General features: G+C 69.9%; 11 protein-coding genes. 3 read left to right on the plus strand and 8 right to left on the minus strand.

Features of this window, described 5'->3' with window-relative positions:
* Nucleotides 1-17 precede the first annotated feature (17 nt).
* The 6 genes from AC0IW9_RS17155 to AC0IW9_RS17180 form a co-directional block, all read right to left on the minus strand.
* Nucleotides 18-950 carry a dimethyl sulfoxide reductase anchor subunit family protein gene (locus AC0IW9_RS17155; RefSeq protein WP_471649497.1) on the minus strand — a complete coding sequence of 311 codons (933 nt, stop codon included), beginning with the start codon at nucleotides 948-950 and terminating at the stop codon, nucleotides 18-20.
* On the minus strand, nucleotides 947-1687 hold the full coding sequence (locus AC0IW9_RS17160; RefSeq protein WP_471649498.1) for a 4Fe-4S dicluster domain-containing protein: 741 nt from the start codon (nucleotides 1685-1687) through the stop codon (nucleotides 947-949). Before AC0IW9_RS17160 ends, AC0IW9_RS17155 begins: the two co-directional genes overlap by 4 nt.
* On the minus strand, nucleotides 1684-4569 hold the full coding sequence (locus AC0IW9_RS17165; protein WP_471649499.1) for a molybdopterin oxidoreductase family protein: 2886 nt from the start codon (nucleotides 4567-4569) through the stop codon (nucleotides 1684-1686). The genes AC0IW9_RS17160 and AC0IW9_RS17165 overlap by 4 nt, the downstream gene beginning before the upstream one ends.
* 111 nt (nucleotides 4570-4680) lie before the next feature.
* A complete protein-coding gene (locus AC0IW9_RS17170) occupies nucleotides 4681-5484 on the minus strand; it encodes an SDR family NAD(P)-dependent oxidoreductase (protein WP_471649500.1) in 804 nt (267 codons plus the stop codon).
* 20 nt (nucleotides 5485-5504) lie between these two features.
* Nucleotides 5505-6200, minus strand: coding sequence for a DNA polymerase III subunit epsilon (gene dnaQ, locus AC0IW9_RS17175; RefSeq protein ID WP_471649501.1), 696 nt, complete (start codon nucleotides 6198-6200; stop codon nucleotides 5505-5507).
* Between the two features lie 80 nt (nucleotides 6201-6280).
* On the minus strand, nucleotides 6281-7267 hold the full coding sequence (locus AC0IW9_RS17180) for a Bug family tripartite tricarboxylate transporter substrate binding protein (RefSeq protein WP_471649502.1): 987 nt from the start codon (nucleotides 7265-7267) through the stop codon (nucleotides 6281-6283).
* Nucleotides 7268-7333: 66 nt separating this feature from the next.
* Here AC0IW9_RS17180 and mce point away from each other — a divergent pair, with 66 nt between their 5' ends.
* The 3 genes from mce to AC0IW9_RS17195 all read left to right on the plus strand — a co-directional run bounded on the left by mce (nucleotide 7334) and on the right by AC0IW9_RS17195 (nucleotide 9654).
* Entirely contained in the window at nucleotides 7334-7744 is a 411-nt protein-coding gene (gene mce, locus AC0IW9_RS17185) for a methylmalonyl-CoA epimerase (RefSeq protein ID WP_471649503.1), read from the plus strand.
* Between the two features lie 141 nt (nucleotides 7745-7885).
* Nucleotides 7886-8317 (plus strand): DUF2231 domain-containing protein, encoded by a 432-nt coding sequence (locus AC0IW9_RS17190; RefSeq protein ID WP_471649504.1) that lies wholly within the window; start codon nucleotides 7886-7888, stop codon nucleotides 8315-8317.
* A complete protein-coding gene (locus tag AC0IW9_RS17195) occupies nucleotides 8314-9654 on the plus strand; it encodes a PQQ-dependent sugar dehydrogenase (RefSeq protein WP_471649505.1) in 1341 nt (446 codons plus the stop codon). Before AC0IW9_RS17190 ends, AC0IW9_RS17195 begins: the two co-directional genes overlap by 4 nt.
* A gap of 39 nt (nucleotides 9655-9693) precedes the next feature.
* Here AC0IW9_RS17195 and AC0IW9_RS17200 read toward each other — a convergent pair whose 3' ends face one another.
* Complete coding sequence (locus tag AC0IW9_RS17200) at nucleotides 9694-11043, minus strand: hypothetical protein (protein ID WP_471649506.1); 1350 nt, start codon at nucleotides 11041-11043, stop codon at nucleotides 9694-9696.
* Nucleotides 11044-11085: 42 nt separating this feature from the next.
* Nucleotides 11086-12240, minus strand: a complete 1155-nt coding sequence (metX, locus tag AC0IW9_RS17205; RefSeq protein WP_471649507.1) for a homoserine O-acetyltransferase MetX — start codon at nucleotides 12238-12240, stop codon at nucleotides 11086-11088.
* Nucleotides 12241-12365 lie beyond the last annotated feature (125 nt).

Below are 12365 nucleotides of genomic sequence, written 5' to 3' on the forward strand. Positions count from 1 at the left end.
CGGGATGCAAGCCCCCGTTAACGTCCGGAGTAGTAGAGCGTCACCGTATGGGTCGCCTCGGCGAACATCAGCCAGCGTTCGACCAGCAGGCCGGCCAGGGCCAGCAGGGCGCCGAGTGCCAGGGCCGGCAGCGCCACGCCGCCACCGATCTGCGTCGCCAGCAGGGCGAGCAGGATCGGCAGGGCGAAGCCGCCGACCAGCACGATGGTCCGCAAGGTGGCGGCATGCTTGCGGGCGACGCGGAAGCCCATCTCCCGCAGCAGCCAGTTGCTTTCGGTATGCGGCGGGTCGAGCGGCCGGACCTTGCCGATGAAGCCGAGGGTGGTGGCGCTCTCGGCGGTGGCGATCGGGGCGCCGCCATCGATCATCCGCCAGTAGAACAGCTTGAGGACCAGCCCGGCCAGGCCGAGGGTGATGATGAAGGAGGCCGGGCCGCCGACCACGCCGCCCAGCGCCGAGACACCGGCCAGCAACGCCATGCCGGAATAGGCCGCCAGCAGCAGATAGCCCGGCGCCACCAAGGGGTGGTGCCACTGCCGGATGGGCTTCAACGAGGCATAGATCATGGCGGTGCACCAGACCGTCACCGCGGCGCCCACCGCCGCCAGCAGCCCGGCGAGGGTGGCGAGGCCCGGCAGGTCCGCCAGCAGCGCCGCGCCGAAGGCGATCGCCGGGACATAGGTGGCGACCGCGGCCACGCCTTCCCGCGACAGCCAGGAGGACCGCCACTGGCTGAAGGCCCGCCAGGCCCGCATCGGGTTGCCGAGGTGCAGGGTCGAGGAGGCGAGGCCGGCGGTGATCAGCAGCAGCGCCAGCACTAGGCAGACCAGGGCGAAAGCCGGGGTCGCCGGCACCACGCCCAGCGGCCGCAGCAGGCCGAGCCAGAACAGCAAGCCGTAGCCGGCGCCGGACGCCGTGGTGAAGAAGACGATGGAAGGCGCAGGATTCATCGCGTCAGGACCTTGTCCATCCAGCGCAGCAGCGGGTTCTTGATGTCCATCGCGGTGGGCACGGCTTCGGCCGGCATGGCGGCAACGCTGCTGCGCTTGCGCGGCGGCAGGTACTTGTTGACCGGATTGTAGCCCAGCTCCGGCATCAGGTCCTGGCCGCCGCGCTCGGCGACCAGCTTGCTGACATCGCTGTTCGGGTCGCCGAGGTCGCCGAAGTGGCGGGCACTGGTCGGACAGGTGAGCACGCAGGCGGGCTGGCGCTGCGCCTCGGGGATGGTCTCGTTGTAGATGCGGTCGATGCAGAGGGTGCATTTCTTCATCACCCCCTCATCCTCGTCCATCTCCCGCGCGCCATAGGGGCAGGCCCAGGCACACAGGCCGCAGCCGATGCAGGTATCGTGGTCCACCAGGACGATGCCGTCCTCGATCCGCTTGTAGGAGGCGCCGGTGGGGCAGACCGTGACGCAGGCGGGGGTCTCGCAATGCAGGCAGCTGCGGGGGAAGTGGACGGTGCGGCCGTCGCCGCCCTCGCCGGCCTCGTAGCTATGGACGCGGTTGAACCAGACGCCCTCGGCCCCGGCGGAATAGGGCTTCAGGTCGGGCAGCGGGCCGCTGTGGCCGGAGCTGTTCCATTCCTTGCAGTTGGTCGCGCAGGCCTGGCAGCCGACGCAGGTGTCGAGGTCGATGACGAGGCCAAGCTTCTTCTGGCCGGGGGTGATCTCGGGCAGGCAGGTCACGGCTTGGCCTTCGTTGAATAGCGGAGGATGTCGGGACGGCTCGGCATATGCGGCGGCAGGGCCAGCGTATCCGGGTGGGGGCTGGTGATGCCCTCCTCCCCGGGGGCGCATTTGCTGACCTTCACCCGCAGGTCGTACCAGGCGGCCTGGCCGGTGACCGGGTCGGCATTGGCCTGGCGGAAGCCTTCCTGGGCGGGCAGCCATTCGCTGATGACGTGGTTCAGCAGGAAGCCCTTGGTCGATTCCGTGCTGTCGGGGTCGAGGTTCCAGGCGCCGGAGCGCTTGCCGATGGCGTTCCAGGTCCAGACCGTGTCGGGGTTCACGCCCTCCATCAGCGCCACCTGGCACTTGAGGCGCCCGGCGCGGCTCTCGACCCAGACCCAGTCGTCCTGGTCGATGCCCAACGCGGCGCCGCGGGCCCGCGCCATGTAGAGCTTGTTGGAGCCGAGGATCTGCTTCAGCCAGGCATTCATCGAACCCCAGGAATGATACATCGCCATCGGCCGCTGGGTGATGGCCGAGAGGCCGAACTCTCCGAGGTCCTGGCCAGTGTGCTCGAGCGGCGCGTACCAGATGGGCAGCGGGTCGCAATAGGTGCGCACCCGCTCCCGCAGCCGGTCCGGCGGCTGCTTGGCGCCATGGCCCTCCGCGGCGAGGCGGAATTTCTGCAGCGGCTCGGACCAGATCTGCATGACGATCTGATCGGACTTGCCCATCAGCCCCATGGCCTTGGACTGCTCGAGGTAATCCTTGTTGGAATGCTTGAAATAGGATTGCTCCGGCGGCAGGTGGTCGCGCCAGAAGCAGCCATTGTCGATGTAGCGCTGCAGCTGGTCCTGGTTCGGCTCGCCGACGCCCTTCTTCGTGCCATCCGCGCCGCGGAAGCCGGCGAGCGGGCCGACGCCGGGCATGCGCTCATGGTTGACGATGTAGTCGGGGTAGTCCTTCCAGCGCGGGCTGCCGTCCGGCCTGGTGAAGGCGGGCAGGCCGAGGCGGGAGCCGAGGTCGATCAGCACGTCCTGGAAGGGTCGCACGTCGCGGTCCGGCTTGAGCACCGGCTGGCGGATGGCATCGCCGGCGCCATGCGCGCTGCCGATCGGCCGGTCGAGGATGCTGATGCAGTCCCAGCGTTCCAGGTAGGTGGTGTCCGGCAGGATCAGGTCGGCATAGGGCACCGTCTCCGAGTAGTAGGCATCGGAGTAGATGACGTGCGGGATGGTGTATTCGCCGTCCGGCTGCTGCTCGGTAAGGATGCGGATGACCTCGCCGGGGTTCATCGCGCTGTTCCAGGCCATGTTGGCCATGAACATGAAGAGCGTGTCGATCTTGTACGGGTCGCCGATGCCGGCATTGCCGATGACCGTATGCATCATCCCGTGCAGCGCCAGCGGCGCATCCCAGGAGAAGGCCTTGTCGATCCGCAGCGGATTGCCGTCGTCGTCCACCAGCAGGTCGTCCGGCCCCTGCGGGAAGGAGAGGATATTGCCCGCCAGCGGGGTATTCGGCTTGGCGCCCTTGCCGGCCGGGCCGGGGCCGGGCGGGATCGGCCGCGGGAAAGGTGACTTGTAGCGCCAGGAGCCGGGGGTATCGACCGCGCCGAGCAGCATCTGCAGCAGGTGCAGCGCGCGGCAGGAATGGAAGCCGTTGGAATGCGCCGAGATGCCGCGCATGGCGTGGAAGGCGACCGGGCGGCCGACCATGGTCTCGTGCCGGCGGCCCCAGACATCGGTCCAGGGCTGTTCGAGCGTGATCGCCTGGTTGAAGGCGACGTCGGCGATCTCGGCGGCGATGGTGCGGATGCGGGCGGCGTCGATGCCGCAGCACTCGGCGACCGCCTCGGGCGCATATTCCGGCGCCAGGTAGCGTTCCGCCATGAGCTGGAAGACCGGCTGCGCTTTCCGGCCGTCCGGCAGCGTGAAGTCGCCGACCATGACGGCGGAGAGATCCGCCATCGAGGCATCGATGGCGCCGCGGCTGCGGTCCCAGGCCATCGGCTTGCCGGCCTCGTCGCGGGCGAACAGCCCGTCGTCGGCGCCGCCGGGATTGCGCACCACCAGCCAGCTCGCATTGGTGTAGCGGGCGAGGAATTCGAGGTCGATGTGGTCGGTGCGCAGCAGCTCATGCGCGAGCGACAGGGCAAACAGCCCATCGGTGCCGGGGCGGATGCCGACCCATTCGTCGGCGATGGCGGAATAGCCGGTGCGGACCGGGTTGACCGAGATGAATTTGGCGCCGCGCGCCTTCATCTTCGACAGCCCCATCTTGATCGGATTGCTGTCGTGGTCCTCGGCGACGCCGAACATCAGGAAGTACTTGGCGCGGTCCCAATCGGGCTCGCCGAATTCCCAGAACGATCCGCCGATGGTGTAGAGCCCGCCGGCCGCCATGTTGACCGAGCAGAAACCGCCATGCGCGGCGAAATTCGGGGTGCCGAATTGCGCGGCCCAGAAGCCGGTCAGGCTCTGCGACTGGTCGCGGCCGGTGAAGAAGGCGAGCTGGCGCGGATCGGTCTCCCGCACGTGCTTCAGCCAGCCCGTCGCGGTCTCCAGCGCCTCCTCCCAGCTGATCTCGGCATATTCGCCCGAGCCGCGCGGTCCGATGCGCTTCAGGGGGGCGCGCAGCTTCGCCGGGGAGTACTGCGTCATGATCCCGGCGCTGCCCTTGCCGCAGAGCACGCCCTTGTTCACCGGGTGGTCCGGATTGCCCTCGATGTAGCGGACCTGGCCATCCTTCAGATGCACCCGGATGCCGCAGCGGCAGGCGCACATGTAGCAGGTGGTGGTCTTGACCGAGTCGCCGATGGGCGCGGAGTATTCCACCAGGCGATCAGGGGCGGGCGACGCCAGGGGCCGCAATTGCGAGGGCGTCGGCGCTTCCGGCATGGATGATGGTTCCCCTGGGCTACGAACCGAGACGACTGAAATGTCAGTTAGCCATGGGTGCGGGGGAAGGGCAAATCCGGCGGGCCAGGCCCCACGCCGGGCTCCGCCCCGTTACGGTTTGGCGATGCTGCCGACCCGGCCCGCCGTCTGCGCCCCATCGATCACCAGCTCCGACCCGTTGACGTAGCGGGACTGGTCGGAGGCGAGAAAGAGCACCCCATCGGCGATATCCTGCGGCTGGCCGAGTACGCCGGTCGGCACGCTGGCCAGGGCGATCGCCCGTGGGTCGAGCGGGGCGTTGCGGCTTTGGCCGGTGGCGCCGGTCGGGATCTTCTCCCAGATCGGGGTCTCGATGATGCCGGGATGGACGCTGTTGCAGCGGATATTCTCCCGCGCGCATTCGAGCGCCACGGATTTGGCAAAGAGCCGCACCGCGCCCTTGGTCGCGGAATAGCCGGCCAGCCCGGCCGAGCCGCGCAGCCCGGCGACCGAGGAGATCAGCACGATCGATCCGCCCCCGGCCCGGCGCATGGCGGGGATGGAATGCTTCACCGAGAGGAAGACGCCATCGACGTTGATCGCCATCTGCCGGCGCCAATCGGCCAGGGTCATGTCGACGATGCTGGTCATGATGCCGATGCCGGCATTGGAGACGAGCACGTCGAGCTTGCCGAAGCGGGCTTCCGCCGCGGCGACGACCTCGATCCAGCGGTCCTCCTCGGTGACGTCCTGGTGGAGATAGGCGGCCTCGCCGCCGGCGTCCCGGATGCTCGCGGCCAGCGCCTCGCCGCGGTGGTCGTCGAGGTCGGTCAGCAGGACCTTGGCGCCTTCGCGCGCCAGGGTGCGGGCGCAGGCGGCACCGATGCCGGAGGCCGCGCCGGTGACGAGGGCGACCTTGCCGTGCAGCTGGGACATGCCTTGGGTTCCTCCGGTTGCTATTGCAGCCAGAGTGGCTCCTTCAGCTTGCCGAGGAAAGCGGCATGGGCCGCCAGCTCCGCCTCGGTCGGCAGGATGGGGCGGGGGGTGCGGGGCTTGCTCAAGCCATCCAGCACCACCGTCGGGCCGGCCATGTTGAGCGCCAGGACGAAGCCGGGTTGCCGGCCGCCCATGAGCTCCAGATAGACCTGGGCCAGCAGCTTCACGTCGAGCAGGGCGTTGTGGCTATCCCGCATCGAATTGTCGACGCCGAGGCGGCGGCAGAGCGCATCGAGGCTGTTCGGCATGCCGGGGTAGCGCTGCTTGGCCAGCATCAGGCTATCGACCATGCGGGCGCGGTCGAGCGGCGGCAGCCCGGCGAGGCGGAATTCATTGTCGAGGAAGCCGAAGTCGAAGGGCGCGTTATGCGCGACGATGGGCGCATCGCCGAGGAATTCGACCAGCCCGGCGGCGACCTCGGCGAACCTCGGCTTGCCGCGCAGCATGTCGATGGTGAAGCCGTGCACCTTGCTGGCCTCGGGCGGGATGTCGCGCTCCGGGTCGATCAGCACGTGATAGACCTGGGCGGTGGGCATCAGGTTGACCAGCTCGATCGCCGCGACCTCGATGACGCGGTCGCCGGTGGCGGGGTCGAGGCCGGTGGTCTCGGTATCCAGCACGATGGTGCGTTCGCGCCGGTGGCCGGACTCGCTCATGCGGGGATTTCCTGTGCAAGGCGTCGCGGAGGGCTGGCTCTAGCCGCCGGGCCGGGCGGGTGCAAGCCAGGCCCGGGGCCTCAGCCCGGCCGCGCGCCGGAGCGGGCGACCAGGGCGGCGATCCGCGGCCATTCGTCCTCGAGGAAGGCCTTGAAGCGGTCGGGACCCATCCCGGGCCAGAGCACCGTCGCGGTGCCGTCGAAGAATTCCTGCACCCGCGGGTCCTGCATCGATTGGCGCAGCCCGGCGGCCAGGCGGCCGACGACCGGCGCCGGCGTCTGGGCGGGAACGAAAAGCCCGGCCCAGGGCAGGAATTCGGCCTCGGGGAAGCCGGCCTCGGCCATGGTGGGGACGTCGGGCGCCAGGCGGACGCGCTGGCTGTCGGTCACGGCCAGCGCCCGCAGCCTGCCGTCGCGGACATGCGGGATGCTGGTCAGCGGGTAGTCCCACATCACGTCCACCCGGCCGCCGATGACGTCGTTCACCGCCTGGGCGCCATTGGCATAGGGCGCATGGATCAGCCGGATGCCGGTCACCTGCTGCAGCATCTCGACGGCCAGATGCGGCGCGGTGCCGATGCCGGTGGAGGCATAGGTCAGCGTCTCCGGCTGCGCCCGGGCGGCGGCGACCAGTTCCGCCATGCTGCGCCAGGGCCGGCCCGGGCTGGTGACCACCATGTTGGGCGAGGCGCCGAGGCCCTGGACCGGGATGAAGTCCCGCTTCGGGTCGTAGCGCAGGCCGGGATACAGCGCCGGGGCGGCGGCGATCGGCCCCTGGCTGCCGTAGAGCAGGGTCAGGCCATCGGCCGGCGCCCGGGCCACCGCCTCGGTGCCGATGGTACCGCCGGCGCCGGGGCGGTTCTCCACCACGATGGGCTGGCCGAGGATCTGCGAGAGCCGCTGGGCGACGACGCGGGAGGAGCTGTCGGTGATGCCGCCGGCGGCGAAGGGCACCACCCAGACCAGGCCGCGGCTGGGCCAAGGGGCTCCGGCCGGGGCTTCGGTTGCGGCAAGGCTGGGCGTAGCGAGCGTCGCGGCAAGCAGGCTGCGGCGGGCGATCCGGACCATGGTTGCTTCCCCCTTCCGTTCTGGCCGGCAGGGTATCACCCTTGGCGCCGGTTCAAGGAGGCTCCGATGAAGATCAAGCGCATCGAACATGTGGCCATCGCCATCCGCAACCTGGATGCGGTGCGGGATACGCTGGCGACGCTCGGGATCGGCTGCGACCACGAGGAGACGCTACCGGAGCACAAGATCCGTCTGGCGATGCTGCCGATCGGCGAAAGCGCGCTGGAACTGCTGGAGCCGCAGGACGAGACCGGCGCCACCGCCGAATGGATCCGCACCCGCGGCGAGGGACTGTTCCACATCTGCCTGGAGGTTGACGACATCGAGGCGGCGCTGGCCGAGCTGAAGGGCAAGGGCATCAGGCTGAAGGACGAGGTGCCGCGCAGCGGCCATGGCGGCCACCGCATCGCCTTCCTCGACCCGGCGAGCACGGCGGGGCTGGTGATCGAGCTGGTGGAGATGACCGGGGCGCACTAGGCGCTTCCTCCGCGTCCAGCCGGGACCGCCGACCGCGGAAACTTGCTTCGTCACGCAACTTGGCGGCCGGTCATTCGCTGCCCCTCAGCGCCTTTGCCGAAGCCGGCCATCCGGCCGTGCCCAGGCCTGAGAGGAGACTCCATGGTTGCCCTATCCGCCTCGGCCCCATTACGGCCGTTGCATCCGCTGCATTCCCTGCTGCTCGCCTTCCCGCTGCCGCTGTTCCTGGGGGCGCTGTTCAGCGACCTCGCCTACCGGGGCAGCTTCCATGTGCAATGGGCCAATTTCTCGTCCTGGCTGATCGCCGGGGGGCTGTTCTTCAGCGCCTTCGCCGTGCTCTGGGCACTGGTCAACCTGTTCCGCCGCGGTACGGCGCAGCGGGGCCGGCTGGTGCTCTATTGCCTCCTGCTGCTGGCCATGTGGGTGCTCGGCTTCGTCAATGCCCTGGTCCATGCCAAGGATGCCTGGGCGATCATGCCGGAAGGCCTTTATCTCTCGGCGGTCGTCGCGGCCCTGGCGCTCGCCGCGGCCTGGACCGGCTATTCCGGGTTTCACGCGAAAGAGGTGGCATGATGCGCTCGGCTCTTCTCATGGGCGCCGTCGCGCTCACCCTCGCGGCCTGTGACGGCGATGCCGGACCGGAACAGCATGGCGCCAACCCACCCCTGCCGGAACCGCATCGCGGCCTGCTGCCTTCCATGCAGATTCCCCGCCCGGCGAGCTGGGGCAATGACCTGCCCACGGTGCCGCAGGGCTACCGGATCGCCGCCATCGCCACCGATCTCCGCATCCCGCGGCAGACCCTGGTGCTGCCCAATGGCGATATCCTGGTCGCGGAAGGTGCCGGCGGCAATGCGCCGACCGTGCGCCCCAAGGACATCATCGCCGGCTTCATCAAGAGCCTGGGCAAGACCTCGGTGCCCGGCGGCAACCGGCTGACGCTGCTGCGGGATGCCGATGGCGACGGCACCTACGAGATGAAGGGCATCTTCGCCGACCATCTCAACGCGCCCTATGGGCTCGCGCTGGTCGATGGCAAGCTCTATGTCGCCAACCAGGACGCGGTGGTGCGCTTCGACTACCGGGACGGCCAGACTCAGGCCAGCGGACCGCCGGTGACGCTCACCGACCTGCCCTCGGCGATCAACCATCACTGGACCAAGGCGATGGCCGCCAGCGCCGACGGCCGCTTCCTCTATGTCGGCATCGGCTCCAACAGCAACATCACCGAGCGCGGGATGGATGCCGAGATCGACCGGGCCATGGTCTGGCAGATCGATATCCAGACCGGCGCGCACCGGCCCTATGCGACCGGGCTGCGCAACCCGACCGCGCTGGCGATCCAGCCGGGCACCGGCCAGCTCTTCGCGGTGGCGAACGAGCGGGACGAGATCGGTCCCAACCTGGTGCCGGATTACCTGACCTCGGTGCGGGAGGGGGCCTTCTACGGCTGGCCCTTCAGCTACTGGGGCCAGAATGTCGACAACCGGGCGCAGCCGCAGAATCCCGCGAAGGTCGCCTCGGCGATCGCGCCGGATTACGCGCTCGGGTCGCATGTGGCGGCGCTGGGCCTGGCCTTCTCCACCCCGGCCATGGGCACGGCTTTCGCGGATGGGGTCTTCGTCGGCCAGCATGGCAGCTGGAACCGCAACAACCCGGTCGGCTACCGGGTGGTCTTCGTGCCCTTCCGGGATGGCAAGCCGGCCGGCGATCCGGTCGATGTCGTCTCGGGGTTCCTGAACGGCGAGGGCAATACCCGGGGCCGGCCGGTCGGGGTCTCGGTGGACCCGCGGGGCGCGCTGATCGTCGCCGACGACCTGTCGAACACCGTCTGGCGGGTCACCGCGAACCAGGCCCCATCGGCCACCGCACCGGCGGCCGACCAGGGGCAGCGGCCGCAGGTCCGCTAGTCAGGCTTGGCGGGGTGCGCGGCACCCCGCCATTCCGCCTCAGCGCCCCGGCGCATCCTTCACCACGACGACGAAGGCCTCGAGCAGCCGGGGCATCTCCTCCGCCCGCGCCGGCAACTCATCGGCGGCCAGGCTGAGGCTGTCGAGGAACCGGCCATCGGTGGTGTAGAGCGACAGCTCCAGCCCATCGCCGATCACTTCCGGCCGGCAGACGATCTCCTCGCCCGGGGCTTCCTGCCGGGCCATGGCGACGAAGTCGCGGATATCCTCGATCCCCGCCGTCTGCTGCCCGGCCTCGCCGAGGAAGTCGCCGATCTCGTCACCGACCTCGGAAGGCGGGACGAGGGCCAGCGGCACGCAGCCGCCGGCCTCGAAGGTGGCGGCGCGCCAGCGGTCGAAGGCGAGGGCGCGCTGGCCCTCCTCAGGATTCTCGTCCTCCTCGTCCAGCTCGGGCGGGCCTTCGGCGGCGATCTCCTCCCAGGTCGGGATGGTCCAGTCGAGCTGCAGGCCGAGCAGGATGCCGAAGCCGGCATTGGCCAGCTCGTCGGTATCGGCGGGCGGCAGGTCGCGCGGCTCGGCGCCGGCGACCAGGTCGAGCAGCACGCGGCGCAGGGCGGCGGGGTCCAGCCGGGACAGCGCCTCGGGCGAGCGCCAGCCGGGCAGGAAGCGCAGCTCCAGGGTCGCGGGCAGGATGCCGGCGGCAATCATGCCGGCGCCCAGCTCCGCCGCATCCGGCACCGCGCCCTGCACCAGGGCGACGGGCAGGGCGACCAGCTCGGCCCAGCCGGAGGGGCCGGCCTCGGCGCCCTCGGCGACGGCCAGCAGCGCGCCGACGAGATCCTCGGCCATGTCCTCGCCCAGCCGGTCGGCGGCCTTGCGGACGGCGAGTTCCAGCACGCCGGTCCGGGTCGCGGCCAGCAGCGCATGGGCCAGTTCCTCGAAGCCGGCGCCATCCTCCTCGGCGAAGGCGGCGACCAGGCGATCGGCCAGCGGGCCGGGCACGGTGCCGAGCTTGGGCTGCGCCGGGATCAGCGCGGCATCGAGGCCCAGCGCCTCCAGCGCCGCGGCACCGCCCAGGATGCGCGCGCGGTCGCGCCAGGCGAGGCGGTTCTCCGGCGTGTCGATGCGGCCATCCATCCAACGGCGGAAGGCGGCGCGGTCGGCCCGCTGGACGAAGACGCGGACGCCGCTGGCCGCGAGGGCCGCGGCGACGGCGCGGTTCACCGCGGTGACGGTGGCGATGTCGGTCTCGCCGGGCCGGTAGAGGTCCAGCGTCTCGGCATCGGGGAACTGGGTCAGCAGGACGGCATCGAGCTCGGGGGCGAATTCGCGGGCGAGGGCCGCGGCCTGGCCGATGATTCCGTCATTGGGGCCGGTTTTGGGCGGCATGGCGGAGATCCTGAGGGTGAATGGAAGGGATGGCGGGCGGCTTCAGACGCCCAGCCGATCGGCGCAGCCGGCGAGGAAGCCGCCGAGTGCCCGGTGGAAGTCGGGTTCCTCCAGCAGGAAGGCGTCGTGGCCCTTGTCGGAAGCGATCTCGACGAAGCTGACATTGGCCGCCGCCGCGTTCAGGGCACGGACCACGGCGCGGCTCTCGCTGGTCGGGAAGAGCCAGTCGGAGGAGAAGGAGGAGACGAAGAAGCGGGTCTTCGTCCCCCGGAAGGCGGCCGAAAGGTCGCCGCCGTGTTCCGAGGCCAGGTCGAAGTAGTCCATGGCGCGGGTGATGGTCAGGTAGCTGTTCGCGTCGAAGCGGCGGACAAAGGTGCTGCCCTGGTGGCGCAGGTAGCTCTCCACCTCGAAGACATCCTCAAGGAAGGTGAGCGAGCTGGCGCCGCGCAGCCGGCGGCCGAACTTCCGGGTCAGCGCCTGTTCCGACAGGTAGGTGATATGGGCGACCATCCGGGCGACCGAGAGGCCCTTGGCCGGGATCCCGCCATCCTCCCAGTAGCGGCCGCCGCGCCAGTCGGGATCGGAATGGATGGCGGCGCGGCCGACCTCGTTGAAGGCGATGTTCTGGGCGCTGTGATAGGCGGCCGTCGCGATCGGGGCGGCGGCATAGACCGCATCCGGGAAGGTCGCCGCCCATTCCAGCACCTGCATCCCGCCCATTGAGCCGCCGATGACGGCCAGCAGGCGCTCGATGCCGAGGCGGTCGACCAGCAGCTTCTGGGCCCGGACCATGTCGCGGATGGTGATATTGGGGAAATCCGTGCCCCAGGGGCGGCCCATCGGCCGGCCTTCCGGGTCGGTCATCTCCTCCCGCGGGCCGGTGCTGCCCATGCAGCCGCCGAGGACATTGGCGCAGATCAGGAAATAGCGGTCGGTATCCAGCGGCAGTCCGGGACCGACGATGGTGTCCCACCAGCCGGCGCGGCCGGTCAGCGGATTGATGTCGGAAACATATTGGTCCGCGGTCAGCGCATGGCAGACCAGGATGGCATTGGTCCGGGCGGCGTTCAGGGTGCCATAGGTCTGGTAGGCGACCGCCATGGGGGCGATGACCATGCCGCAGTCGAGCGCCAGGCCCTCCGCGAAGAGGGCGCGCTGGTGGTCAACCTGGGGAAGCGGGACGACGGGTGCTGACATGCTCGGTTCTACTGGCTTGGGTGCCAGGAATAGGCTCCCCGGGGCGGGTCTTCAACGGTTGCCGCCGAGGGAAGGGGGCAGGGTCGGGCGCCAGGGGAGGGCGTGGAGCCTTGGCGCGGGGCGGA

The organism is Belnapia sp. AC561, assembly GCF_979252845.1.